General features: G+C 57.4%; 25 protein-coding genes and 1 tRNA gene. 15 read left to right on the forward strand and 11 right to left on the reverse strand.

All coding sequences use genetic code 11. The annotated features are described in order from the left end of the window. Window positions 1-4: 4 nt before the first annotated feature. On the forward strand, window positions 5-346 hold the full coding sequence (locus CRD20_RS03600; RefSeq protein ID WP_070603954.1) for a cupin: 342 nt from the start codon (window positions 5-7) through the stop codon (window positions 344-346). A 10-nt stretch (window positions 347-356) separates the two neighbouring features. On the opposite strand, the gene CRD20_RS03605 is transcribed toward CRD20_RS03600, so the two are convergent. Continuing rightward, window positions 357-1,058 (reverse strand): TrkA family potassium uptake protein, encoded by a 702-nt coding sequence (locus CRD20_RS03605; RefSeq protein WP_070603953.1) that lies wholly within the window; start codon window positions 1,056-1,058, stop codon window positions 357-359. After that, complete coding sequence (locus CRD20_RS03610; RefSeq protein WP_048733103.1) at window positions 1,051-2,481, reverse strand: TrkH family potassium uptake protein; 1,431 nt, start codon at window positions 2,479-2,481, stop codon at window positions 1,051-1,053. The genes CRD20_RS03605 and CRD20_RS03610 overlap by 8 nt, the downstream gene beginning before the upstream one ends. A 435-nt stretch (window positions 2,482-2,916) precedes the next feature. Here CRD20_RS03610 and trpB point away from each other — a divergent pair, with 435 nt between their 5' ends. Next, window positions 2,917-4,248: a tryptophan synthase subunit beta gene (trpB, locus tag CRD20_RS03615; protein WP_187404836.1), complete on the forward strand. Its 1,332-nt coding sequence runs from the start codon at window positions 2,917-2,919 to the stop codon at window positions 4,246-4,248. 60 nt (window positions 4,249-4,308) lie between these two features. Here the strand turns inward: trpB and CRD20_RS03620 are convergent, their stop codons facing one another. The 3 genes from CRD20_RS03620 to purD form a co-directional block, all read right to left on the reverse strand. Further along, window positions 4,309-4,464, reverse strand: a complete 156-nt coding sequence (locus CRD20_RS03620; RefSeq protein ID WP_016421428.1) for a hypothetical protein — start codon at window positions 4,462-4,464, stop codon at window positions 4,309-4,311. Between the two features lie 815 nt (window positions 4,465-5,279). Continuing rightward, the gene (locus CRD20_RS03625) at window positions 5,280-6,407 is read right to left on the reverse strand and encodes an aminotransferase class I/II-fold pyridoxal phosphate-dependent enzyme (protein ID WP_187404943.1); all 1,128 of its coding nucleotides are present in this window, start codon (window positions 6,405-6,407) and stop codon (window positions 5,280-5,282) included. Between the two features lie 239 nt (window positions 6,408-6,646). Continuing rightward, the gene (gene purD, locus CRD20_RS03630) at window positions 6,647-7,921 is read right to left on the reverse strand and encodes a phosphoribosylamine--glycine ligase (RefSeq protein WP_187404837.1); all 1,275 of its coding nucleotides are present in this window, start codon (window positions 7,919-7,921) and stop codon (window positions 6,647-6,649) included. 80 nt (window positions 7,922-8,001) lie between these two features. Between purD and CRD20_RS03635 the strand changes: the two genes are divergently transcribed. The 3 genes from CRD20_RS03635 (at window position 8,002) to CRD20_RS03645 (ending at window position 10,077) form a co-directional block, all read left to right on the forward strand. Continuing rightward, a complete protein-coding gene (locus CRD20_RS03635) occupies window positions 8,002-8,424 on the forward strand; it encodes an HIT family protein (protein ID WP_187404838.1) in 423 nt (140 codons plus the stop codon). A 203-nt stretch (window positions 8,425-8,627) separates the two neighbouring features. After that, on the forward strand, window positions 8,628-9,314 hold the full coding sequence (locus tag CRD20_RS03640) for a triacylglycerol lipase (RefSeq protein ID WP_255468712.1): 687 nt from the start codon (window positions 8,628-8,630) through the stop codon (window positions 9,312-9,314). Beyond that, window positions 9,304-10,077 carry a triacylglycerol lipase gene (locus tag CRD20_RS03645; protein WP_187404839.1) on the forward strand — a complete coding sequence of 258 codons (774 nt, stop codon included), beginning with the start codon at window positions 9,304-9,306 and terminating at the stop codon, window positions 10,075-10,077. The genes CRD20_RS03640 and CRD20_RS03645 overlap by 11 nt, the downstream gene beginning before the upstream one ends. 9 nt (window positions 10,078-10,086) lie before the next feature. Here CRD20_RS03645 and CRD20_RS03650 read toward each other — a convergent pair whose 3' ends face one another. The 5 genes from CRD20_RS03650 to CRD20_RS03670 all read right to left on the reverse strand — a co-directional run bounded on the left by CRD20_RS03650 (window position 10,087) and on the right by CRD20_RS03670 (window position 15,049). Next, window positions 10,087-10,929: a PaaI family thioesterase gene (locus tag CRD20_RS03650; protein ID WP_187404840.1), complete on the reverse strand. Its 843-nt coding sequence runs from the start codon at window positions 10,927-10,929 to the stop codon at window positions 10,087-10,089. Between the two features lie 126 nt (window positions 10,930-11,055). Further along, window positions 11,056-11,430 carry a low molecular weight phosphatase family protein gene (locus CRD20_RS03655; RefSeq protein WP_187404841.1) on the reverse strand — a complete coding sequence of 125 codons (375 nt, stop codon included), beginning with the start codon at window positions 11,428-11,430 and terminating at the stop codon, window positions 11,056-11,058. A gap of 1,219 nt (window positions 11,431-12,649) precedes the next feature. Further along, entirely contained in the window at window positions 12,650-12,892 is a 243-nt protein-coding gene (locus CRD20_RS03660; RefSeq protein ID WP_069359754.1) for a hypothetical protein, read from the reverse strand. 259 nt (window positions 12,893-13,151) lie between these two features. After that, window positions 13,152-14,321, reverse strand: coding sequence for a site-specific integrase (gene xerC / locus CRD20_RS03665; protein WP_187404842.1), 1,170 nt, complete (start codon window positions 14,319-14,321; stop codon window positions 13,152-13,154). 2 nt (window positions 14,322-14,323) lie between these two features. Beyond that, on the reverse strand, window positions 14,324-15,049 hold the full coding sequence (locus CRD20_RS03670) for a hypothetical protein (protein WP_187404843.1): 726 nt from the start codon (window positions 15,047-15,049) through the stop codon (window positions 14,324-14,326). A gap of 133 nt (window positions 15,050-15,182) precedes the next feature. Here CRD20_RS03670 and CRD20_RS03675 point away from each other — a divergent pair, with 133 nt between their 5' ends. The 9 genes from CRD20_RS03675 to CRD20_RS03715 all read left to right on the forward strand — a co-directional run bounded on the left by CRD20_RS03675 (window position 15,183) and on the right by CRD20_RS03715 (window position 20,897). Continuing rightward, complete coding sequence (locus CRD20_RS03675; protein WP_187404844.1) at window positions 15,183-15,419, forward strand: helix-turn-helix domain-containing protein; 237 nt, start codon at window positions 15,183-15,185, stop codon at window positions 15,417-15,419. A 12-nt stretch (window positions 15,420-15,431) separates the two neighbouring features. Next, window positions 15,432-15,836, forward strand: a complete 405-nt coding sequence (locus tag CRD20_RS03680) for a hypothetical protein (protein ID WP_187404845.1) — start codon at window positions 15,432-15,434, stop codon at window positions 15,834-15,836. A gap of 69 nt (window positions 15,837-15,905) precedes the next feature. Continuing rightward, window positions 15,906-16,223 (forward strand): hypothetical protein, encoded by a 318-nt coding sequence (locus CRD20_RS03685; RefSeq protein ID WP_187404846.1) that lies wholly within the window; start codon window positions 15,906-15,908, stop codon window positions 16,221-16,223. 354 nt (window positions 16,224-16,577) lie between these two features. Further along, window positions 16,578-17,345, forward strand: a complete 768-nt coding sequence (locus CRD20_RS03690) for a bifunctional DNA primase/polymerase (protein WP_187404847.1) — start codon at window positions 16,578-16,580, stop codon at window positions 17,343-17,345. Beyond that, window positions 17,342-18,856, forward strand: a complete 1,515-nt coding sequence (locus CRD20_RS03695; protein WP_187404848.1) for a phage/plasmid primase, P4 family — start codon at window positions 17,342-17,344, stop codon at window positions 18,854-18,856. The genes CRD20_RS03690 and CRD20_RS03695 overlap by 4 nt, the downstream gene beginning before the upstream one ends. 9 nt (window positions 18,857-18,865) lie before the next feature. Then, window positions 18,866-19,072, forward strand: coding sequence for a hypothetical protein (locus tag CRD20_RS03700; protein ID WP_187404849.1), 207 nt, complete (start codon window positions 18,866-18,868; stop codon window positions 19,070-19,072). Beyond that, a complete protein-coding gene (locus tag CRD20_RS03705; protein ID WP_187404850.1) occupies window positions 19,059-19,385 on the forward strand; it encodes a WhiB family transcriptional regulator in 327 nt (108 codons plus the stop codon). The genes CRD20_RS03700 and CRD20_RS03705 overlap by 14 nt, the downstream gene beginning before the upstream one ends. A 402-nt stretch (window positions 19,386-19,787) precedes the next feature. Continuing rightward, window positions 19,788-20,024, forward strand: a complete 237-nt coding sequence (locus CRD20_RS03710) for a hypothetical protein (protein WP_187404851.1) — start codon at window positions 19,788-19,790, stop codon at window positions 20,022-20,024. A 3-nt stretch (window positions 20,025-20,027) separates the two neighbouring features. After that, window positions 20,028-20,897: a hypothetical protein gene (locus CRD20_RS03715; protein ID WP_187404852.1), complete on the forward strand. Its 870-nt coding sequence runs from the start codon at window positions 20,028-20,030 to the stop codon at window positions 20,895-20,897. A gap of 864 nt (window positions 20,898-21,761) precedes the next feature. On the opposite strand, the gene CRD20_RS03720 is transcribed toward CRD20_RS03715, so the two are convergent. After that, window positions 21,762-21,837, reverse strand: a tRNA-Thr gene (locus tag CRD20_RS03720). 360 nt (window positions 21,838-22,197) lie between these two features. Between CRD20_RS03720 and CRD20_RS03725 the strand changes: the two genes are divergently transcribed. Next, window positions 22,198-23,826 (forward strand): threonine/serine exporter ThrE family protein, encoded by a 1,629-nt coding sequence (locus tag CRD20_RS03725; protein ID WP_187404853.1) that lies wholly within the window; start codon window positions 22,198-22,200, stop codon window positions 23,824-23,826. Window positions 23,827-23,989 lie beyond the last annotated feature (163 nt).

Consider the following 23,989-nt stretch of genomic DNA (forward strand, 5'->3'; position numbering starts at 1 on the left):
AACCATGAGGATTCTTTCCCACAAGGACGAACTTCTCGCTCAGGCCAAAAGCAACAGTAATGGCCGTGCTGCGGAAATTGTTGTCCACGACGGCCCGCTGCGCCAGACTCTCATCGCATTGACTGAAGGAACTGAGCTTTCCGCCCATAACTCACCGCCCGCAGCCTCGATGCTTGTTCTTGTTGGCGAAGTTGAAATCACCGGTGCCGATGAAACCACGATTTCAGAGGGCAATCTCAAAGTGCTCACCCACGTCAAGCATGGCGTGAAAGCTCTAACAGATTCCGTGTTTTTGCTGACCACGGTCACAGGCGTCGACGGAATCGACAGCCACGGCGACAAGTAGCAATCAGCGCCTACTCCCCGGCGAACGTCTCCAACTGCCGAATGGCACCGGAGACAATCAACAGGTCACCTGCGGTAATGCGGTCGTCGGCAAGCGCGGGGCGGAAGCGCTGACCGCGCTTTTGTACGGCGACGACCGTAATCGGTGCGCTCTGGTTAATCTCCGCCACTGTCTTATCCAGACAGTGAATCGGCGGGGCGACCTTACCGACTGCGTAGTCGCGATCGAACTCAAGGAAGTCCTGGACCTTGCCGCCGATTAGGTGCGCAATACGACGGCCGGTGTCTGCCTCCGGGCGAATGACATGGTGCACACCGATCTGGCCCAGAATCTTGGCGTGAGCCTGGTTATCGGCTTTCGCCCAAATCAGCGGTACATCCATGTCCACCAGCGCGGATGCGGTCAGTAACGACGCCTCGATATCACTGCCGATTGCAATGACCACGCGTTCGGCTTCATCGACACCGAGCTGCTTCAGTACTTCCGGCATGGTGGTGTCGGCGGTAACCACGTGATCGAAGGTCGAGGACAGCTCCTGGACCACCTTTTCGCGGTGGTCTACGCAGAGAACCTCGATACCGCCAGCGACCAGCTCCTCGCCGAGCGCCTGTCCGAAACGCCCCATGCCGAGAATGACAACAGGAGAAGAGCTGGCTTGGTTGGCGAAATGCTCTGCAAAACCAGCAAACGGGTTGAATTTCGAGTTAGCCAATGAAGGGCCTTTCTTCCGGATATTCGTAGATGCGCTGGCGTGGGCGGGCGGCCAAGGCCGTCGCCAAAGCGATCGGGCCAACACGTCCGGCGAACATCAGCACGATGAAGATTGCCTGTGCCGCCACCGGTAGATTAGCGGTGATGCCTGTGGATAGGCCTACCGTGGCGAAGGCGCTGACTACTTCAAACAGGATTTGGTCAGTAGAAAACTGTGGCGCTAGGAAACTGACGGCGATTACTGCCAGAAAAACCTGGCCAATACCGAATGCAAGAACGACGAGGGCCTGACGCAGCACTTTTGGGTTGAGGCGCCGCCGAGCCACGGACACGGAGGTGTCACCGCGAATCTCCGCGAGAACGGCGGCGAGAATGACTGCCGACGTCGTGATTTTCACGCCACCTGCAGTACCACCGGTGCCGCCGCCAATGAACATGAGGAAGTCAGTGCCCAGCAGTGTCGATGGGTGGAAGTCCGCGTAATCGAGTGCGTTGAACCCCGCGGTACGCGGGCTCACACTAGCGAAGAATGAGTTGAGTATCTTCTCCCCTGTAGTGAATCCAGACATGGCATTGGACCACTCACCAAATGCCACCATGATTGTGCCCAAAGCAATCAGCAGGATGGTGCCTTTGATAGTGAAGCGAGTAGTCAGAGACCAGCGTTTAGGCAACTGCCCTCGCGTGCGGACACTAAGCCACGCTTTCAGGTGTCGCCAGGCCTCGAGCAGAACAGAAAAACCCAGACCACCAACGATAAGAGAGAAGGCCAGCGGCAAAAGTATCCAGGCATCACTGCGGAACCCAATGACGTTGTCCGTATACAGAGCAAAACCGGCATTGTTGAAGCTTGAGATGGCATGGAACAAGCCCTCCCACGCAGCTCTCCCCCAGCCGTACCCATAACCTAGGTGGAACCGCAGCATAAGTGCCACTGCCACAACAAACTCCACCAACAGCGTGAAGCTAACGGCAGCACGGACAACCCATGAGATCTCACCCATGTCCATACCGCGGCCTTCGACGCGGGCACCAGCACGGCGGTTAAGGCCGAGTCTTCCCGCAACGAAGAGGCCAAAAAGTGAAGCCAAGGTCATGAACCCAAGGCCACCCAGCTGAATCAACAGCATGATGACAACCTTGCCGAAGGTTGACCAATGGGTAGCCGTATCTACGGTGATCAGGCCGGTCAGGCTCGTTGCCGAGGTGGCTGTGAACAGAGCATCAGACAGCGCCGTGGGCAGGCACAGATTCCCAGGGCTCGGGGCACAGTGCCCCGTGGGATGGCTATTGGCTGCCGAGATCGGCAGCATTAACAAAACCGTGCCAACGGTTATGAGGGCGACATAACACCACACCACCAACGTCGTGGGACGAACTCCCCGACGTGATTTAGTGGTCTGCCGCGACAGCGTAATCACCATCGAAACGTTAGTCCTCGTGGCCAGCGGTGTCGAGGGGATCCGAGAATTCTGCCTCTTACGCGTACCCGACTAATAGGGGAACTGCCTTACGCCCCATGCACAGTTGCAATATCCGTACACAATTCGCGCTTAATCCCCGCCCCCACACCCCACCCCGCTTTGGCTACTGCGGAAACCTTGAGTTATGGTCAGATTCATGATGACACCCCTGATGAACACACCCGCGCCGTGCGGCGCACAGTGGTGGTGGCTCGCTTAAGTCTGCGAGCAACGTCACGTCATCTCATTAATGTCGACGGCAAACCCGTCAAGTACGAGCTCGCAAGAAGATAAATCTGGCGGGCTCTTTTCTTTTATCGGTTCGAGACTTTTATCGGTTCGACAAAGAGAACCAGGGCCCGCTGAAATAAACAACAGCAACGAAAGGCCCCCTCAATGACTGATTACAACCCCAGCGCGGATGCCATCGCCAAGGCTTCAGCACCGACTGCAACTAGGGTGCCGTCGGCAAGCGTTAACGGCGCGGGCGAGGTGCGCGAAACCCTCTTACCTGCATTTTTCGGTCGCTTCGGCGGACAGGAAGTGCCAGAGTTCCTGCTGCCAGCTCTCGATGAACTGGAAGCGGCTTACATCGAGGCGATGAGCGATCCGGAGTTCCAGCGCGAGCTGGAAGAGCTGCGTCGCGATTTCCTCGGCCGCGCAACCCCGCTGTTCGAATGCCGTCGTCTATCCACGCCGAACACGACGATTGTGCTGAAACGCGAGGATTTGAACCACGGCGGCGCGCACAAGGGCAACAACGTGGTCGGCCAGGCGCTGCTGGCAAAGCGCATGGGAAAAACCCGCCTCATTGCTGAGACGGGTGCAGGCCAGCACGGCACGGCCACCGCGATGGCCGCAGCGCTGCTGGGACTTGAGTGCGAGATTTACATGGGCGCGCACGATGTCGCCCGCCAGCACCCCAATGTCGAGCGCATGGAGCTCATGGGCGCGAAGGTCGTTCCCGTCACCACCGGCGAGGCCGGTTTGAAGGATGCTATTGACGAGGCACTGGTCGAGTGGAGCAAGACTCTCGACTCCACTTTCTACCTGCTGGGCACCGCCGCCGGTCCGCACCCATTCCCCACTATCGTGCGTGAATTCCAGCAGGTCATCTCGGAGGAATCACGCAGTCAGATGGTCGAGCGTTACGGCAAGCTTCCCGACGCTGTGATCGCAGCCGTCGGTGGCGGCTCCAACGCCATCGGTGCATTTGCTAACTACATCGACGACTCCGATGTCGCCCTCATTGGTGTCGAGCCCGCAGGTGAGGGGCTCGACACCGATCGTCACGGCGCGCCCATCAACGCGGGTAAGACTGGCGTCCTTCACGGCATGCGCTCATTTGTCATGCTTTCCGACGACGGCGAGGTGTTGCCATCGCACTCCATCTCGGCGGGCTTGGATTACCCGTCTGTTGGCCCGGAGCACGGCATGCTGAAGGAGAATGGCCGCGCCAGCTATGTCGGGATTACCGACGAGGAGGCGCTGGAAGCGTTCCAGCTGCTCAGCCGCATGGAGGGCATTATTCCGGCGATGGAATCCTCGCATGCGCTGGCGCAGGCCATTAAAATTGCGCGACTCCGTGAAACCGACCCTGCCGCTGGTAGCGAGCTCGGGCTGCCGGTTCACGAAGGCGATGAGCCTTTGCTGTTGCTCGTGAACCTGTCGGGTCGCGGTGATAAGGATATGGAGCAGGTCCGGGAGTTCCTGAACCAGCAGGGTTAACCGGTAGGGATTGCTTTCGCACTAGCTGCCTAGCAGGAATCGGACCAAAGCTAATTCTTGTTAGGCAGCGCGGCGGTCGTCGGCGGCGATGCCCTGGTTCGGGTTCGCCTCCACGATGGCTTCGGCAAGCAGCGATGCCAGCGCATCCTGCTTAGATTCCTTGCCGTCCCGGAAAATCGGGGACACAGTATCCATAATCTCGTTGAATGCGTTCATCAGAGGTCACCTCTCTTAAGATCTCTTTGATCTTTATTGTTGGACTTCTCCAATCGATTCTTTGCGATTCCGCAGTTGAAACAATGTTTCATCGAACCGATTGGAACTTATGACTTGCAACCATAGACCACAACACAAGGCCTGGCAAGCACTAAACTTTATTTTTAGTTAACCTTTTGTTAACTTTTGGACGTTTTTTAGCTCAATCGCTGCACCACAAACAGCGCCCCTCAGCGCCACCCCAAGCCTCGCTTCACCACTCCCGACAACGGCTTCAAAATCACGCTTTTACACAGCCAAAAACAGGGCGCGAAAGTCTCTTTTGGTCAGACATAAACTATCCCCACTAAAAGCGCTTGCAGCCAACGTTGAATGTGGGTTACACACCGCGCTCAATCGTCACCCCGCGCAGGGATAGCCGCCAGCTCCTCAGAGGTCAACCCCATCGGCAATTAAAGAAAAAGGACCCCCTGCCAGCACAAATAGCCCACCAGCAGAGCTGCCGACTGTCAAAGATGCTGCCGCGAAGACCACCCCACCCCACTATCGACCCAACCCCAGCCTCAGTTGATGTGACCGCAGCCACAGAGCCCTCAATCTGAGGCAGTTTTTCCGCCTTTACAGCGAACGGGCGATCAAGAAAACAGAGCCCCAACGCCCCCGTCCAGGAATGCCCCCAACATCGGCTCTACCAGCGACCGTCGGTAGAGGATTTAAAGCAGCGATTCGCCCGTCGAGCACCCTATCTCGCCCGACTGAAAAACACTCCTAAAAGGGTGAGGTAAATCACACCGCGAGCGCCACTAAAAGCCGTTTTAACCACGATCAGTGAACACCCCAATACGCCGAACAGCCTCTTCCATCTCGAACGTCTCACCGGCGAAGCAGAGGCGAACCCACTCATGGCCGTTCTCTGTGTCGAAGTCGATTCCAGGGGCAACGGCCACGCCCGTTGCGGCCAACAGTTCCCGAGCCCAAGTCATGGAGTCGACGGAGTTCGGGTCGTCGTAAAGCCCTGCGATATTGGCGTAGATATAGAAACCGCCATCGGGTGGGGCAATATTACCGAGACCGACGCGGGGCAGCCCCTCGAGCAAAACGTCGCGGTTGCGTGCGTAACGCGTCACGTGCGAATTGAGCTCGGCAATGGACTCGGGGCTGAACGCCTCCACGGCCGCTGCTTGCGAAATTGCCGGTGGACAGACAGTGAGGTTGGCTTCGAGGCGATCAAGCGGCGCACGCAGCCACTTGGGAACGATTAGCCAGCCGACGCGCCAGCCGGTCATCGAGAAGTACTTACTGACACTGCCGACCACGACCGCCGCGTCGGAGAACTCGCGTGCAGACGCACACTGTCGGCCATAAGTAATGCCGTGATAAATCTCGTCGGAAATGAGCAGGCAATCGTGCTGCTCACACCACTTCGCAATGGCACGCAGCTCGTCGGCATCGATAATGGTGCCAGTGGGGTTGTCCGGGCTGGTGACAATCACGGCCTTGGGCACGCGCGGAAGTGCCTCCAGGTGTTGGGCGGTGAGTTGGAAACGAGTCTCAGGACCACAGTCAATCTCGACAATGTTGGCACCGAGCGCCTGCAGAGTATTTCGGTATGCGGGATAGCCCGGGCGCGCGAGCACAATATCGTCGCCGACGTCGAGCGCTGCGAGGAAGAGTGCCACGAAACCGCCGGAAGAACCGGTAGTGATGACAACATCAGCAGCCTCCGTGGCCGTGCCGTAGTTTTCACGATGCCAGGCGGCGATGGTTTCGCGCAGCTCAGGCGTGCCGACGGCCGCTGTGTAGCCCAGAACCTGATTTTCTAAATCAGCACGCGCACGGGCAATCGCGGCAGCCGGGGCCGCGGTCGCGGGCTGTCCCACGCAGAGGAATAGAGCGTCACCATGAGTGCGCTGACGCTCTTGCGCGAGCGCGAGAACATCCATCACATGGAAGGGGGCGACCTCACTGCGGCGGGATGCTAGGTCGCGCTGGGGCTGGGATGCCTGCGGAGGCTGCGAGGAGTTTAACGGCTGCGGTGACTGCGACGACTTTGGCAACTGCGGAGATTCGGCGTGCATACCTTCATCTTTGCAGCCACCGAGGCCACCCGGGAAATCCAGTTCAACCCGGGTGGGTGCACCAGTGAGGTATCCGAGTGCAGCCTGAACACCTCGGGCATTATTTAGATGGAAATCCGGCCCTCAACTGCAGGAAGTGCAATGTCGGTGCGGTAGTGCGAGCCCTCGAGCTTAATGGTCTTGATGGTCTCGTACGCCTTGTTGCGGGCCTCTTCCAGCGTGTCACCAACGCCGATGACGTTGAGAACACGACCACCAGCGGAGACCAGCTCACCCGCAGCATTGCGGGCAGTACCAGCGTGGAGAATGCCATCTTCCTCGCGGCCAGGCTCTGCACCTTCAATGACATCACCCGTGCGCGTCGACACCGGGTAGCCTTCAGCGGCCAGCACAACAGTCAGAGCGTAACCATCACGCCAAGACAGCGGACCGAAGTCCGCCAATGTTCCGGTAGCAGCGGCGTTGAGCAGCTGCGCCACCGGGGACTCCAGCAGCGCCAGCACGGCCTGGGTCTCCGGGTCACCGAAACGGCAGTTGAACTCAATGACAGCCGGGCCGTCCTTGCCCCAGGCCAGACCCGCGTACAACAGCCCCTGGAACGGGCAGCCACGAGCGGCCATTTCACGAGCGACCGGCTCGCAGACCTCGGCGACAATGCGCTCAGTTGCGCCTTCCGGCAGCCAGGACAGCGGGCTGTAAGCACCCATGCCACCGGTGTTCGGCCCCTCGTCGTTATTACCGACGCGCTTGTGGTCCTGAGCCGGCAACAGCGGGACGACGGTTTCGCCGTCGACCAGGCAGAACAGGGAAACTTCCGGGCCGTCCAGGAAGGACTCCAGCAGCACCGGGTTACCGGCGGCCAGAACAGCCTTTGCGTGTTCGAGAGCTTCAGCGCGGTCCTTAGTGACCACGACTCCCTTGCCAGCAGCCAGACCGTCATCCTTCACGACCCAGTTCGGGCCAAAGCGGTCAATGGCGGCCTCGATGTCTTCGTCGGAATCCTCCGGCTGGATGGCCTCTGCCGAGGCGGTCTTTACCCCAGCCGCCTTCATGACGTCCTTAGCGAAAGCCTTGGACCCCTCAATCCGAGCTGCATCAGCGTTCGGTCCGAAGACTGCGAAACCAGCGTCGCGCAGCGCGTCTGCCACACCCGCGACCAGCGGAACCTCAGGGCCAATAACAACCAAATCGGCCCCAATTTCCTTGGCCAGCGCAACAGCGCCAGCGGGGTCATCCACGACCAGTGGATGCATGGTTGCAATTTCACTCATACCCGCATTACCAGGGGCTACGTGAAGATCAGTAGCCTGCGGGTCCTTACTCATTGCGTACAACAGGGCGTGCTCACGGGCACCGGAGCCAATTACGAGGATGCGCATAGCAATCATCTTACTAATCAGCCCGGATAACTCTCATCGCACCCAACCCCTCAATCCGCTATTCGGGTTACCCTTGGCACATGAGCACAGTATTTACCAAGATCATCAACGGTGAACTCCCCGGTCGTTTTGTCTACCGCGATGACAAGGTCGTCGCATTTTTGACCATCGAGCCAATTGCGCCTGGTCATACGCTGGTCGTCCCTGTTGAAGAGGTGGACAAGTGGACGGACGCCTCGCCTGAGCTGTGGGCTCACCTCAATGAGGTTGCCCAGAAGGTTGGTCAGGCTGTTGTCTCCGCTTTTGACGCTCCGCGTGCTGGCTACCTCATCGCCGGCTTCGAAGTTCCGCACACCCACATTCATATCTTCCCTGCCCACGCTATGTCCGGGTACAACCTGCAGTCGGTGGATCGCAATCCTTCCGCAGAGTCCATGGATGAGGCCGCCGCTAAGCTACGGGAGGCCCTCGGGACTGACGAAGACGGAAAGTTGGTGCGCTAATCGCCGCTTCAAACGAGGATTTTCGGGAAGAACAACTTCCGGTAGCCCCTGCCCCTGAAGCGCAGGAACCGGAGGCGCATAAACCGGCTGCAGCTGAAGGATCAGCATCGCTTCCCTATGCCATCTTCCGTCCGCTGCGCGGTGTTTTCGAAGATAACTGGGGAGCCAAAGTATCCAAATCTCGGCCGTGGCCGGTCATCCTCCTGCACGGAACAGGCCAGGTCAAGGGCATTTGGGAGACCCTTGGCGGTCAGTTGCGGGAAGATGGCTGGGCTGTCTTCGCGCCAGATTTTGGGCACCGTGCAACAGACCCCATCAATCAGTCCATCGACATGCTCGTGCCCTACATCAAGGCTGTCCTGCACGCGACTGACGCCAAGCACGCCGTTATCGTGGGGCACTCGCAAGGCGGCTTAATTGCCACCCTGCTTTCTCTACGCATTTCCAAGTACATCAAGCATGTTGTCTGTCTTGCCGCCCCCAATCACGGCACCAACCTGGGCGGCATCGCTTCCGGCATCACTAAGATTCCCGGCACGAGGTCGCTGATGAGCAACTTTGTTCAGAGCTACTGGGGCGTTTCCGGCTTGGAACAGCTCACGGGCTCAAAGATGGTTTTGAACTCCAATTCCCACGACATTCTCGGCCCCGGCGTTACTTATACCTGCATTGCCACTAAGTATGACCAGCTCATTTCCCCGCCACAGTCCTGTTTCTTGGATGACGGTGACACAGACATGGTCACCAATCTCTATGTGCAGGACACGTTCCCTCAAGCCATCGTTTTGCATGAGCAGATGGCACACGATTGGCGTCCCCGCACTCTTACTCGCGAGGCACTATTCAAGCTGGTAGGCGAGGATTTTGACCCAACCGAGCATGCGGAATAGACCGCTCCTAACGCGGATCTTCCCGCCGACAGCCGCTCGTCCGTCCCTGCCAAATCCGAGTCCGGCAGCGGGGAACCTCAGCGACCCCGTTCCGGTTATCGCATTACATGGCACGCTCGATAGTCCCGGCGCGTGGGCACCGCTTGCCGACGGGCTCCGTTCCCTCGGCCGCCGAGTCTATGTACCGGCCTACGGAAACCGCGGCACTGCTGCCCTTGCGGATTCTGTCGCCGAAGTCGAGGACTATATCAACGGAGTTTGCGCTGAAACGAACTCGGACACGGTCGACATTGTGGCTCACTCTCAGGGTGGGCTATTGGCTTTCCTGTTATTTACACGCCTAGAGAACCATGAATGCGAGCGATTTTCGTTTCGGCGTGTCATCAGTGTCTCGGGCTCTGTCGGCGGCGTAAATCTGACTGGAATCTCCCGCATTCTGGGCCGGCGGAATGGGGCTCCTGCCCGCTGGCTAATGGGACAGGCTTTAGCCGATCAAATTGCGGTAGCGGCAGGAAAATACGAACTTCCTGCCGCCAACACTGCCCCGCACCTCCGCGGGCGCAAGGCAACTGCACCTGACTGGATTAATGTCATCAGCCACCATGACAGTCTGGTCATTCCGTGGTCCGATACCGCACAGAGCTTCCTGCCGGACAGTCGAACTATTTTGCTCGAATCCGAGCTGGAGGGCAGGTCTGTTGCGCATTGGAAGCAGCAAACAGACCCCGAAGTGATCGATCTGATCACTCGGCTATTGGCGTAGAGCTTCGACCTAGAACTTGGTCAACGACTCGCGCGCGGTGACGACATCCGCAAGCAGCTGCTGCGCAGCTGGCGAGGGGTTATCGGAGGTGAGGGCCTCGATGACGACGTCGGGAAGCCCTGCGGCGCGGTAGTCGTCGACAGTGACATCGCCGTACTCAAGGACGCCGTGGAGCCATGCGACTGCACGCGACTCTGGCGAAATGCAGCGTCGTGCGGTGCGTTCCTGCTGCACGAGCACATCGCGGTTTTCCACCCCGCGCATCCCCAGCCGAGCAAGAGTGCGAGCAGCAGAGATGAGGTTCTCACCGGCAACACGATCCTGCTGATTCGGGTTGGCCGGCGGCTTCTTCCGACCACGACGGCGCACGTAGAGCTCCTGCTGGCCAATACCGACCAGGGAACCATCGCGGTTTCGGATTACAGAGGTGTATGGAACGACCGTCGAATAGCCGCCTTCTGTTTCCGCCTTAAGCTTTTCGACCATCTCATCCGGCACCTCTACCTCGAGGTACGCACCGTTCTTACCTGGGCGAATGAACTCAAACGAACCAGTTCGCGTCCACGCCTCGTACTTATTGACGTCCAGGCGCTGCATAACCAACGTGCCGAACAGCACATCCGTCATCGAAAACAGCGCACCGCCAAATGCCGCGCCATGCATATTCGCAGTCAGAGCGTTCAGGCGCAGCTCCAGCCGACCTGCCGACCAGTCATCCGCAATCTCGGTGATACGGATGCCGGTGCCAAACAGCGGCGGCCAAATGTTCAGCAAGAACTTTGCCTTAGCCGGGGACATCTCTTTCTCAGCAAGCTTGTACAGGGTGCGTCGCAGCGAGGGACCAATAGACATAACTACTTACATTAGGTGCTGACCGGACGGACGCGGGTATTATTGTCCGAAAACAAAAGTGTGTCGGCTTCAGCACATGCTTTACGACGGTTCCCGCGCCCCACCTTTTATGAAGTCAGCGACTATTTAGGCAGCAAACCGTTCCGCCAGCGCATTGACACGCCGAGTAAAGAAATCCCGCAATTGCGCGTAGCGAGGATAGCCATAAATGCCGCGGTCAGCCGGGTCATCATATTCCCAGCGCTCAGTTTCTACATCTGGCGCAATGTAGTCCGATACATCGATTTTCCCCACAACAATGACCACATCCGCACTATCCGCGAGAGATGGCGTGAGCTGATGAGGATCTCCATCGCACCGTGCCCCCACCTCACAGAGTGCACGCCGCGCGTCTTCATCCAGACCGCGGTCATCATCATCGATGCTGATACCTGCTGACAAAACTGTCAGGCCCGGGGCAGCTTGCCGCAGCAGCCCTTCTAGTACGCGTGAGAGTCCCATGTTTGAACTACTGACAAAGAGCACCTCTGACATGGCTCTATCGTAGAATATTTTTCTCAGAGAAATCACCCCAGCTTGTGGGGTTTTCTGGAAGGTTTTACAGAAAAATGCCAAAAGCGCCCATAGCGCAGGCCCTTCCCCGAGACCAGCCCTATCGACGCTTATGACTTAAAAACAAAGCCCACTTTACATACGCGTGCAACTCCTGTGACGCATGGGGCTGGAGTTACAGATGTGAATACTCCGCGACCTGTGATTTTCCGGCTGTCGGTGTTGCGTGTCCTGCTGTCAGTGTTGCGTTGTCCCACTGTCGGTGTTGCGTTGTCCCGGTGTCGGTGTTGCGTTGTCCCGGTGTCGGTGTTGCGTTGTCTTATCGATGCCCTATTCACCTATCGATACGCAGCAGCGTGGCCATAAGTGAATAGCTCATCCATATGTTGACCGGGACTTCCGACAGCGTGGCCATAAGTGACAGAGAACTGCCCGACACCCAGCCCCGACAGGCATTTGCCCTTTAATCAGCCTTTAAACGCATCCTTTGCTCCCCGCCCCCCAAAAAAAAAGCCCCCTCCAAAAGCCCACCCCCTAAAACCAAAGAACCCCAGGGCAGAAAACTTCCTGACCTGGGGTTTTTGAGCCGGAAACGGGACTCGAACCCGTAACCTACTGTTGCCTAGCGGTAGTGTCACTGGACTTACCGTCTCTCACCATTCGCATATCTATGCTGGTCAGACACTTATCTAGCAACCTCTAGGCATGTCTATTCTCACTAGAGTTACCCATTATCCGCGTATTATCCGCGCACCAATCACTAACCAGAATGCCCCTATAGGAAAGTTCAGTTAAAAATGTGTTCCTAGTGTTCCTACAGGTCAGAGCATATATTTTCGTGTTCCTAGTATGTTCTTAGTGTGTTCCTACGGGTAAAAACATGTTCCCGCAGGTAGACGGATTAAAGCACTCCTGGTTTACTCCCTGTTGCCGAGGGTGGCTAATTCTGGGGAGCCGAGGGGTGTAGCTGTTCACGCCCCCCCCCCTTGCTGTGATGCCTATGCCGTGGCCATGCAGGAATTGCACCCCGCCCCTACCCATCTAGGTGGCCTCTGTTTTCGGGCATAAGAAAACCCCGCCACCACCGATGTGGTGCGGGGCAGCGCCATGGCGGGGACTCGCACCCCGCGAATGTGGCTTCTACATGGCTTTATTCATTGAATAATGACTATTCGGTTATTTCGACTGCATGGGAGATGAAAGCATCGATCTCGGAGGAATCTTGGTGAGTCTTCTTTGAGCACAATCCTTCCGGAGTTACGAGATACGCAGGGCTCCCCTCAGGCTCATTCTCTGCTGGCCCTATCATCCAATGATTGTTGAACCGGTATGCAGAATTTGCGAACTGGGTTACTCGCTTTCCAGTCGCTGCAGCCACTGTTTCCCGCAAATCGGCAATGCTTTCAATCATTCTTACTCCTCCCTTACAATCTTAACTGTGTCAGACGTGGGGCTTACAGCGGTAACGGTAAATCTTCCGATATATCTTCCGTGCGTGCGTGGGGCTTACCCGCTCAATGTCGAATTTTAAGGATTCTAAAGAGTAGCTTCCGTGCGCGTGTGGGGCTTAAGTCGGAATCACGATCTAAAAACCCTGTTCACAAACGTATTCTAAGCGGTTAAACGCGGGGAGCACGTACCCTAGCACCCTTAATCGCTTACAGAGCGCCCTAGTCGGTGTCGTTTTCTAGGTCGCCTAGATAATCCTCAATCAATGGCGGGGGCGCGGTGTAGTAGCGCTCGGTGACGTCACTTGTGGAGTGGCCTAGTTGCCGTTGCGCGGCGTCGTGGCCGTACTTGGCCGCAATTCGGCTAGCGATAGTGGAACGGAACGCTTTAGGCGTAATTGTGACTCCGAATTTAATGCCTTTTGTAGCGGCGCGTAGATCGCGGTTGAGGTTGTTTACCGTGCGGTAGGTGCCTTTCCAGGTGGGAAACAGCGGTTCTCCGTATCGCCGGGTTGCTTCGTCTCGGAGTTGTTCTGTGACGGCGTTGGCGGCGTCGGTGGTGATTGTGATTGTTCGCCGGGCGAATTGGCTCGACCGGTTTTTAACCTGCTCTGTTCGCCCTCCCTTGCCGTCTACTTGTCCGCTAATTGTGATGCGCCGGTTTTTGGGGTCTACGTCTGTGATTCTTAGAGCTAGGGCTTCTCCTGGCCGTATGCCGCTTCCGGCTATGAGACGCATTACTTGGGGTAGTCCGTGGCCGCGATTGCGTCCCCGTGGTTTGTCGGTGTCGGCTTGGTCTGGATCTAGGCCGGTGCACCATCGTTCGACGGCTTTGATGTATGCGTCTTGTTGTTTCTTGGTGATGTTGGTGATGGGTTTTGTGTCGCTGGTTGGTAGTTGGATTGCCTGCCATGGGGTGTGTGCGATTCCGCCGACGCGGACGGCGTATTTGAGGGCTGATGAGAGTATGGCGGCGCTGGTTTTGGCGGTGCCTGGGGTTAGTCCTGTGATGTACGCCTGTAGTACGACGGGGCTTAGTTCATTTAGGCGTAGTGACCCGATGCCGGGTTTGATGTGTGCGTCGATGTTGGTTTTGTAGATGCGTGTGGAGCGTGGTGTGACTTTGTGTTGGTCTAGCCAGGTGGTTAGCAGGTCGGTTAGTGGGGTGTTGGGTGTGATGGTGTCGGCGTAGGGGGTGCCTAGTCGTTCGACGCAGCGGGTTTCTAGTGCTCGGGCGGCTGCGGTTTTGGTTTTGCCGGTGGCTGTGACGTGGACTGTTTGTCCGGTGTATAGGCGTAGGCGGGTGCGTGCTTTGATGTTGCCGTTGGGTTGGGTTTGGTAGTTGATGGTGCCGTGTGTACCCGGTGGCGTTGGTGGCTTACCCCTGGACACGGCTAGCCGTCCTCACTATCGATGGGAATTACTGTTTCTTCTGCGATTACCCCACCAAGCTCTTGTATGCGGGTCTCGACCTCTCGAGAGCGCTCTTGAAGTTTTTTGACTAACTCAAAGTGGACTTTCAGCTGTGCTTCTCGTTGTTTTGGTGGCAGTGTGTCACCGAAGTCTAAGAACGCACTTGTATCAAGGTCGCGGAACTCGCTAAAGATCTCTGCCAGCTCTCTACACGCGTCTATTAGGCTTTTTTGGCTACTTGGTGCGGCTTCTGAATAAAGGTCATTGGTACCACCGCGTGTTTCCGTTCCCGCCCGATACTCTCTACGCCCCTCCACGATGCCCGTTAACTCGCCGGTTTCCAAGCTAAATACCGGATCTATCCCTGCGGGAAGTGTTTGCCGCTCGCCAGTGACCCATTGGAGCGCGTCGAATGCTACCGGCTGCTCTTGAACCGGTAGAAGATGACTCTTTTCGTCCGGTAGACCTGGAAATAGAAGTGATACCGGAGGTACTCCCAATGCTCCCGCAATGACAAAAAGGTCTGTAACCGGCATCACCTTTCGCTTTCCCCTGCGATATTCGGAAATAGCGGTTCTTGATATGGGGTGCCCAAGCATCTTAGTTCTGTCTGAAATCCATTGATCGGAACGTTTGCCGCGCGCTGCGTCGATACCTCTTCCAATTTGTTTAGCCATCTTTTCAATCCACGCCTCACTTGACTGCATATCAGTCAGTTTACTGCCATATCGTCAATATCTTGACTGATTTTAAATAGTATGGTTACCTTGATTTAGGCACAGTCATTTGGTGTCTATTTCATTCATTAACTGACTGCATATCAGTCAACAGGAGGATATTATGACTAGTCCAGAGATAATCGCGACCACCCCCGTTTCGGTAGCTGCTCGCCTACTGGGCATGTCGGAATCAAGCGTCTACCGCGCAATCCGCACTGGGAATTTTCCTACCGCCGCGCACCGAGTCAATGGCCGCTACGTCATTGCCACCCGCCCCCTACTCGAATTCCTAGGGCTAGAAACCCTCCCCGAGTGGGCACACACCGAAACCGACACAGACACCCAACGCGCCGCATAAGAGAACAAAACAATGACTACCCAGGCCATCAACGACCACATGACCAACTTGTGCGACCTGGCAGAGCACTTCATCAACCAGGAGATGCCAGACCGCGCGAACGAAGGCGACCCGTGGGAACAAGTGGTTAAAGACCGCTTGGCCGCTGAAATTGCAGGCAACCAGGACTACCGCAGGGTAGCCGCCGCGCTACTCCTCGAGCGCTCGGCAGGCGTCACGGTCTCCGATGAGGACATGGAGACCGAAAAGACGAAGAAGTTCCTCGACGGACTGGCAGGCATCGACGAATTTAACGAGATCATCAACGCCCTAGCCGGAGCGGTTTTTGACTACACGATGCAGGAACTTACCGCCAAGGGTGAAGCCGTAATGTCGGCAATCTTCAACTACGTCGAAAAGCAAGAAAACCAGGAATAGAAAAAGGCGCTCTAGCTGAGGACTGAAAAGCTAGAGCACCTTAACCCAAAAAGAAGGGAGACGGTCACAATGACTACCAAGCCAAAGATTACCACAACCGAATCAACGAGCAGTAGGCATAAGCGACGCCGCCGCGCCGCTCACAGCATCATCCGCAGCACCGAAGCAGGCGACCACACCTCGTGTGGGGACTTCATCGCCCGGCAGGACGCGACGCCCGTGAAGGTTGATAGCGACGGTGTACCGCTATCCGTCGAGTACTACCCATGCCCAGCCTGCAGGCACATTCAACGCCTGGAAAAGGCCATGGACGGACATTGGCCGAAGTTCCTCGTTCCGGCAGATATGGCGCTCGATATGGCCGATCGCTGGGAGGTCAAGAAGTGATCTCGATGGACGCCACCGCCCTACTCAACGCGGCAGACGAAGAACTAATCAACTGGGCAAACACCCTGCTCAACACCCTTGATTTAAGCGGTTTTACAACCACTGCCGCCCGACTATAAGGGGCAAAAACAAGGGTGTGACGAAATAGAGTGACGAAAACAAACTGAATAGGAGCCCTGGACAGCGAACGCGGGTGCAATTCCCACGCAGGGCACGAAGTCCCACAAACCGCGTGGGCAGCCACGGGCGCAGGCCAGGAGCCATGTAAGCCGCCCCGCTAGACAGTGGCTTAGGCGCAGCCAGGAGCTGACCTTAGCGAACCTCACTACCCGCTGACCTACCGGAGGTTCCTTCATGACTACTACACAGCAATACGCGGACGCAGCCACCCTCGCAGGGTGGGGGCTGGAAGTCTTTCCACTCAAAGGAAAAGCACCTCTAACCCGCCACGGCCACAAGGACGCAACCACCGACCAAGCCCAGATTGACTCGTGGTGGACGCGCTGGCCACACGCCAACATCGGAGCACGACCCGCCGCCAACATGATCGTGTTCGACATCGACCCCCGCAATGGCGGCAACAACACCTGGCGCCGAATCAACAAAGGCAAGCCCCTCCCCGCCACGCTGGTCACTCGTACCGGCTCGGGTGGCCTTCACATCTGGTTCCGGCTCCCCTACTCCGCTCCCGTGAACAAGACAGCCGGGGACGGCATCGATCTCAAAACCAACCGTGGTTATCTAGTGATGCCCGGCAGCACGCACCCGGCCACTGGCCGCCCTTACGTGTTTCAGTCCTGGCATGACCCTAGCCAACTTCCAGAACTACCGAAGCACCTACAGCGCTACGTGTACCGGCCACCGGCGAAAGTCCAAGCCGTTATCCCCCGCGCATTATCCTCCAGCGGCAACCTTGCCGGCCGGCTCATCAACGACGTTGCCGGCGCACAGTCCGGATCTCGCAACGAGACACTAAACCGCGCCGCCTTCATCGCCTACAAGTACGGGTTAGACATTTCGGAAGAACTAGCTAGCGCAGCCGCCTGCACCGGGCTATCCGAGCCGGAAATCATGCGCACACTCGCTAGCGCACGACGCGCAGCGCAGGAGGTGGCAGCATGACCACCAACGCACGCATGAACCTTACAGCCCGCGTAGCCGCCGGACTCATCGAACCACCAAGCGACTGGGGCATCTACCCGGCACCATCACAGCCAATGGCGGTAGCCCGCCACCTTGTTCGTGACCTCTACACCAACCCCGAAAACCTTCCTCTACTCGCGTACTGGAAGGGGCAGCTCTGGCATTACGCAGGCGCCGAATGGTGCGCCCCGAAAGATGCTATTGAGTCCAAGGGCGATATCTGGGGGCACCTAGAAAAGCAGGCTTACCCCGTTGGCAGCGATGGTGAGGTCAAACCCTGGGCACCAACTACCCGCCGCGTTTCCGACATCATGGAACCACTAAAGATCCTCACCATGCAGGACTATGACGCTACCCCGCCTTACGCCACCGGCACCGGCACCCCAGCCGGGAACATCATCTCGATGGCTAACGGACTGTTCAATCTGGACACCCGCAAACTCACCGACCACACGCCCGCAATCTTCAACACCTGGAGCCTGCCATTTAACTATGACCCAAACGCCAAGTGCCCACGATGGACAAAGTTCCTTGACGAAATCTTTGAGCACGACCCCGAAGGCGCTCACCTACTCAGAGAATTCATGGGCTATCTGCTCAGTGGCCGCACTGATCTCCAAAAAGCCCTCATGCTCATCGGAGCATCCGGCGCAGGCAAGGGAGTCATTGCAACCGTAATCCGCGCGCTGATGGGAGACGGCAACACTGCAACAATCACCCTCGACGGCATCGCCCGTAACGACGCCATGCTATCCGGCTGCATCGGTAAGCCACTGGCCGTCATGGAAGACGCGCGCGACACCGAACACGCCGGAAAACGAGCCGTAGAGCGCCTACTATCCCTCATCGCAGATGACCCAATGGGCATTGACCGCAAATACAAAGACCCCTGGTTTGGGCGCCTAGGCACTCGCCTGCTGTTCGTCTCCAACGAGCTGCCGCGGTTCAAAGACGCATCCGGCGCAATCCTTAGGCGGTTTGCGATTATCCGCCTGGAAAAGAGTTTCACGAATAACCCAGACCCCAATCTAGCCGACAAGCTACTAGCAGAACTCCCCGGAATTTTCGTGTGGGCACTCGAAGGGCTAGACGCACTGAACAAACAAAACGGGCGATTTACACAACCTGCAGGCGCTCAAGGACTGGTAGACACCATGACCGACCTCACCCGCCCACTCGATGAGTTCATCGACTGGGCACAAGACGAGCAGCGTTTCATCGTCACCGGCAACAAAACCGACGTAGCTAACGCCACAGACGTCAACCGTATCTACCGCCAATGGTGCGACAGCCAAGGCCGCGCACGCATGAACGCCGCAACCCTAGCCAACGAGCTACCCGCCGCCTACCCGCAGGTTCAGCACCTAAACACCAGGCTCAACACCTTCGGAGAATACGACCCGAATTCCCCCAAACGCCGCCTATACACCGGCATAAAACTCATCGACACCGGCACCGCCGACAACTGGATCATCACAGGAACAAAATAGGAGACCCCCATGACCACCACACGCAAAATCACCACACTGCGAAAGCCCAACGGCGCCAAAATCACAATCCGCGCACGCAAAGACACCAAAAACAGCGGAAAGCGCATCTTCCTCCTCATCGGACGCGAACCCTACATAATCCGCCACCACGAAATCGAAGAGCTGACCAACAACCTCGTAGACCTCATGGAGGAAATCACTAATGCGAAAAAGTAAAGCCTCCTGGCCACAAATCTCGCTAGTACCCGCGCACCTAGCACCACTGCTAACACCCGCCTACAGCCGCCTGTTTGCCCGCGCCGCGTGCCGTGGTCGGGCGCCACTGTTCGACTACACCATCAAAGGCGAAAGCACAGAGCAGCGCGAAGCCCGCCACCACCACGCCCGCACCCTATGCCGCAGCTGCGCCGCCCGCAGCGCATGCCACAACGTAGCCGCCAACACTCCCCCAGAAGAACGCCGCGGCATCTGGGCAGGAGAACTCTACGGAGCAGACGGGCAACCACAAGACCACCAAGAAGCGGCATGACCCCAACAAGGAGAAAACCAACCATGCCCCACAATGACACCTACCAACGCGCCTACATCGTCCACGACGGTAACGCCCGCCACATCTACCGCCTACTGGCATTCGGAGCCGCAGCCGCCCGACGCAATGGACACCCACTGTCCACCCAACAACAAACGGCACTCGAAGCCATAGGGGACATAGCCCTAGCAGGACGCACGGACGCCAACACACCCCCACCACAACAAGAATCAATACCAGCGCCCATAACAGACCCCGCCACCACAGCAGAGGTCGCACAACTACTAGGAGTCTGCGAACGCAACGCTAGACGCTACGCACGCACCCTAGAAGCCCGCGTCATAGGTGGCCGCCTGGTATGGGACAGAACCAAAGTAATCGATTACCTGGAGGGTAAGAAACATGGCTAACAACAACAGCGACAACGAGCAGCCACAGGAAGAACAGACCACCATCAGCGACGTAGCTGTACGGGTAGCGCAAGCCCTAGCTGACACCCCAGTAGAAGACGCCGCAACCGGCATCGCCACCTGGTACGCAGAACTTGACGCCGATGGACAGAAGCTTGTCCGCAAGATCATCGCCGACGCGCACGCCGCAGCCGACAAGACCGCCTTCCCCTCGTCCTGGAAGGTCTAACCCATGTCCCGATCACTCGCACAATTCCTAACCACAGCACGAAGCGCAGGCGTCAAAGACTCCACCACAAGCGACCTAGCCGACGCCGCAGCACGCCTAGACGAAGTTGAAAGCGTGCTAGACCACCTCTACGAACTATCCCCCCTGGCCGACAGCCTAGCCCCCGGCAGCACCGCAGACATCCGACAAGCAGCCCGAGAAGAAGCAGCACTAGCCGCAGAACGCCACCAGCTAGAAGTAGTCGTTGCCGAACGAAAGCTACAAGAACGCGCTATCTACCGCCAATGGGCAACCCCCACCAACATCAACGCCCTACTAGCCGACATTGCCCCCACCTACGCCCACGCCCAGGCCGCACTCAACAACCTCGCCGACCGATGGGGAACCGAAAACCCCACAGCCGAACAGGTACTAGCCACAGCTACCGCCACCGAAATCAAGGAATACCAACAGCGCGGCAAGCACCAGCGGACAATCACCAACATCAAGCGACTGTTCACAGAATTCCTTGCATCCAAAAAAATCGATGCTACAAGCTGGCTAGTACTCGACCTAGACCGCGCACACCATCAGCGGCACTACCAACCCCAGCTGAAGTTCGCCCCAGCCCTAGACTGGTTCCTCGACGACAACGGAGCCATCACAACACTGGAAGATGCGCGCGCTCGACTCAACGAATTCATGTCAGCATCTGAAAAGAACGAATACATGGAACAGCGAAACTACACGCATCCAAAACCAGAGTTCTATGGACATTACACACTCAAACCAGACGTCAAACAGCCAGAGCTTCTAGCAGATGGACGTCCAACAGATCCAAACATGCTCGCAACACACAATGACGTCGTAACAATGTGGAATCTCGATAACTAATGTCAAAGCTCAATCCAAAAGAGTTTCATAATCCGCTTTTAACAACAGACAAATACGTCAACGAGCTACAGGCAGCCGCAGCCACACGCCCACAACGGACTGTCCCAGACAAGCTAGGTTTCCCCCAGCACGCCTACCCACCACGGCAAGCAGACCACCCCGGAGGGCTGTTTAGCCGCAGACGAAAGTAACCCCGCACCGGGGCAATACAGCCCCCCGTATCGCACGCACAGAACCACCACGCACGCACCCAATCCCCCTCACGTAGTCACCTGCGGAGGGGGATTTTTAATCACCAAAACCTATCGCCCGACAAGCTGACACAACAACAAAGAGATCTAACCTCACGCCAGAACACATCGATAGAACACAAAAACCCCGCCGGGGAACGCAAAGAACGTGTTCCTGCCCCCACTGGAACAAAGTCGGAACACGTTCTACCTGGGAGAACGCGAAGAACGCGGTTTGCTTCAAGACTTTCTGGGGAGATACAGCCCCTCCCCTATTAATAGGCCAACCCTTCACGAGGACGGGTAGGGGGAGGTCTCTCCCCTCGAGGGTCTGGCCAGGGCGGAGGGCATTGCTTCTGAGTTTGTGTACGGGTTCCAGTGTTTCGGGTGGGTGGACGCAATTGGGGGCTGTGGTCGCTTCTGGCTGGCTTTCGGAGCTGGGCTTAGGTGTTTTGGTGGCATTGAGTGTTTTAGTGCGCCCTAGCAAGGGCGATATCTGGACGTGCTAGAACCACTGGCCAGGGCGGCAAGTCGTAACGCGCTTTATGTCCTGGGATTATCCGCGTATTATCCGCGTACCTCGACCCCTGAAACCAAAGAACCCCAGGCCGGAAAACTTCCTGACCTGGGGTTTTGGAGCCGGAAACGGGACTCGAACCCGTAACCTACTGATTACAAATCAGTTGCGCTACCAATTGCGCCATCCCGGCAACTTTAAAGCGACCCTTTTGGCGTTAGCCGTCGCTGGCTCGAAAGAATCAGAGTCAACCTAAGAATCGAACTCAGCTGTGCCGCTGACAGGCGATTGTACAGGTTGGCAAGCAGAAGTTAAAAACGACACCACAGGAAAACTGCAACCGCACTTCTTGAACACTTTTCCACACGCTAAAAGCCCCGCTCAGATAGGCAAATTCACCGCCTCAAAAACGAATTGAGATTCTCGGTCACTGACGGGGTAGTGTGACTATCGCTAAATCACTGGGGCTATGTTTCTGCAACGTCTCCGCATCGCGTCTTTGCAGCATCACTGCAATGCACCCCAGGCAGTATCGGGGAAAGGAAGTGTCGACATGTCATTCGCTAGTGACAGCAATTCCAACGCCGGAGAAAACTCCGCTGCGAAGAATGATCTCTACGACGCTGAAGCCACTGTCTCTTACGACGACACTCCGCAGACCCAGTTTCCTGCAATCGAAGATCAGTCCACCTTCAAGCAGCGCGTGATTGATTTCGTTTCCGGCCCAACGGCAACTGTCGACCTAGTGCACTCGACTACTACCCCACTGCCGCTGGCACCGATTGATTATTCCGACCCCAGCCAGGTTACGGCCGTACTCGATCTCGCTGCTCGCATCGGAGGACTGCTGCTGGCATGCGGCTCGGGCAACCGCGACACCGAGCTGCAGATTAAGACCGTGACCTCAGCCTATGGCCTCACCCAGATCCAGGTTGACATCACGTTGACCTCGGTGACGGTCTACCACCTCATCGGTGCCCGCCGCACACCAATTACGGCTATGCGCGTAGTCACCGCACCAGTGCCCGACTTCGAGCGCTTGCGCCACACGGACCGTGTCATCCGCCGAATTCGCGCGGGCCATCTGAGCCTGGAGGAGGCTATTGAGGCTATCGACAAGGTCGAGCGTGAGCCCGCAAAATACCGCCTCCGCGTCATCTACGCTGGCTGGGCGTTGCTGGCCTCATCTGTGACAGTGCTACTCGGCTCTGGTTTCGAGGTCGCTCTCATCGCGGCTGCCGTCACACTGGCCATTGTCATTGTGATTGGCGAGCTTGCCGCCCGCGAGTTGCCCACATTCTTCCAAAACGCAGTCGGCGGTCTCATCGCCACACTCTCCGCTGCTGTACTCAATGCGGCACAGGCATACCTTCCCTTTGAAATGCAGCCATCCAGGCTAATTGCCTCGGGAATCATCGTGATGCTCGCCGGCCTAACCCTCGTGCAAGCACTGCAAGACGGCATCACCGGCGCGCCAGTGACTGGCTCAGCGCGCTTCTTCGACACCATGCTGTTGACCGGCGGCATCGTCGCTGGCATCGCGATGGGCATCGAGTTTTCTGGAATGCTGGGCATTCCGCTTCCCGACGTCATCGCGGGCTCCGACCTCAACCTGGCCCAGGCGACAGTGCGGGTGATAGCGGGAACTACCGCCTCAATCGCATTTGCGTTGGCCTCGAATGCTGGGTTCACCGCGTTGTCAGTGTCCGGAACGGTCGCTCTGCTGGGGTCGATGACCTACTACTACGTGTTGACTCCGCTGGGAGTTCATCCGGTGACCAGCGCAGGCGCGGCAGCAACGCTGATTGGTCTCATCGGTGGCCTGCTGGCACGACGTTGGTCCATCCCGCCGCTGATTACGGCAGTGGCAGGCGTAACCCCGCTGCTTCCGGGTATGACGATCTACCGCGGTATGCACGCACTGCTGCACGACCACCCGACCAAGGGGTTTACGGCGCTGGCCTCAGCGCTAGGCATTGCGACGGCACTAGCTGCGGGTATTGTCCTCGGTGAATGGATGGCGCGCAGACTCCGTCGCCCTCGCGCACTGCGCGAAGACAGTGGCCTGACCCGCCCAATCCGGGCTGGTATGCGTCGCATCCGTCCTGTGAATCCGCGGAACAAGCCTCGCCGTCCACGCAACTACCGCTTCAAGGGCGGTATGAACCCGCGCGTGGACTAGTCGCTGCGTGAACTGGTCGCTTCCGGAACCAGGTTGTCCACACCGCGCGACCTATCAACAACGTGGTAGAATAAGGTTTTTGAATTGTAAGTAGCGCTTAAAGCTGAAACTGCGTCATCACAATCCCGTTCCTTCTTCACTGAACTCGGTTGAGCTCAGTGCC

It is taken from the genome of Corynebacterium sp. LK33, assembly GCF_014334955.1.
Lineage (GTDB): Bacteria > Actinomycetota > Actinomycetes > Mycobacteriales > Mycobacteriaceae > Corynebacterium > Corynebacterium jeikeium_D.

What these genes read in the sequence shown, in the direction of transcription:
- CRD20_RS03600 (WP_070603954.1), top strand. Translation starts at nt 5, where the DNA reads ATGAGGATTCTTTCCCACAAGGACGAACTTCTCGCTCAGGCCAAAAGC.
- CRD20_RS03610 (WP_048733103.1), bottom strand. Translation starts at nt 2,481, where the DNA reads ATGGTGATTACGCTGTCGCGGCAGACCACTAAATCACGTCGGGGAGTT.
- trpB (WP_187404836.1), top strand. Translation starts at nt 2,917, where the DNA reads ATGACTGATTACAACCCCAGCGCGGATGCCATCGCCAAGGCTTCAGCA.
- CRD20_RS03620 (WP_016421428.1), bottom strand. Translation starts at nt 4,464, where the DNA reads ATGAACGCATTCAACGAGATTATGGATACTGTGTCCCCGATTTTCCGG.
- CRD20_RS03625 (WP_187404943.1), bottom strand. Translation starts at nt 6,407, where the DNA reads ATGGATGTTCTCGCGCTCGCGCAAGAGCGTCAGCGCACTCATGGTGAC.
- purD (WP_187404837.1), bottom strand. Translation starts at nt 7,921, where the DNA reads ATGCGCATCCTCGTAATTGGCTCCGGTGCCCGTGAGCACGCCCTGTTG.
- CRD20_RS03635 (WP_187404838.1), top strand. Translation starts at nt 8,002, where the DNA reads ATGAGCACAGTATTTACCAAGATCATCAACGGTGAACTCCCCGGTCGT.
- CRD20_RS03645 (WP_187404839.1), top strand. Translation starts at nt 9,304, where the DNA reads ATGCGGAATAGACCGCTCCTAACGCGGATCTTCCCGCCGACAGCCGCT.
- CRD20_RS03650 (WP_187404840.1), bottom strand. Translation starts at nt 10,929, where the DNA reads ATGTCTATTGGTCCCTCGCTGCGACGCACCCTGTACAAGCTTGCTGAG.
- CRD20_RS03655 (WP_187404841.1), bottom strand. Translation starts at nt 11,430, where the DNA reads ATGGGACTCTCACGCGTACTAGAAGGGCTGCTGCGGCAAGCTGCCCCG.
- CRD20_RS03660 (WP_069359754.1), bottom strand. Translation starts at nt 12,892, where the DNA reads ATGATTGAAAGCATTGCCGATTTGCGGGAAACAGTGGCTGCAGCGACT.
- CRD20_RS03670 (WP_187404843.1), bottom strand. Translation starts at nt 15,049, where the DNA reads ATGCAGTCAAGTGAGGCGTGGATTGAAAAGATGGCTAAACAAATTGGA.
- CRD20_RS03675 (WP_187404844.1), top strand. Translation starts at nt 15,183, where the DNA reads ATGACTAGTCCAGAGATAATCGCGACCACCCCCGTTTCGGTAGCTGCT.
- CRD20_RS03680 (WP_187404845.1), top strand. Translation starts at nt 15,432, where the DNA reads ATGACTACCCAGGCCATCAACGACCACATGACCAACTTGTGCGACCTG.
- CRD20_RS03685 (WP_187404846.1), top strand. Translation starts at nt 15,906, where the DNA reads ATGACTACCAAGCCAAAGATTACCACAACCGAATCAACGAGCAGTAGG.
- CRD20_RS03690 (WP_187404847.1), top strand. Translation starts at nt 16,578, where the DNA reads ATGACTACTACACAGCAATACGCGGACGCAGCCACCCTCGCAGGGTGG.
- CRD20_RS03695 (WP_187404848.1), top strand. Translation starts at nt 17,342, where the DNA reads ATGACCACCAACGCACGCATGAACCTTACAGCCCGCGTAGCCGCCGGA.
- CRD20_RS03700 (WP_187404849.1), top strand. Translation starts at nt 18,866, where the DNA reads ATGACCACCACACGCAAAATCACCACACTGCGAAAGCCCAACGGCGCC.
- CRD20_RS03705 (WP_187404850.1), top strand. Translation starts at nt 19,059, where the DNA reads ATGCGAAAAAGTAAAGCCTCCTGGCCACAAATCTCGCTAGTACCCGCG.
- CRD20_RS03710 (WP_187404851.1), top strand. Translation starts at nt 19,788, where the DNA reads ATGGCTAACAACAACAGCGACAACGAGCAGCCACAGGAAGAACAGACC.
- CRD20_RS03715 (WP_187404852.1), top strand. Translation starts at nt 20,028, where the DNA reads ATGTCCCGATCACTCGCACAATTCCTAACCACAGCACGAAGCGCAGGC.
- CRD20_RS03725 (WP_187404853.1), top strand. Translation starts at nt 22,198, where the DNA reads ATGTCATTCGCTAGTGACAGCAATTCCAACGCCGGAGAAAACTCCGCT.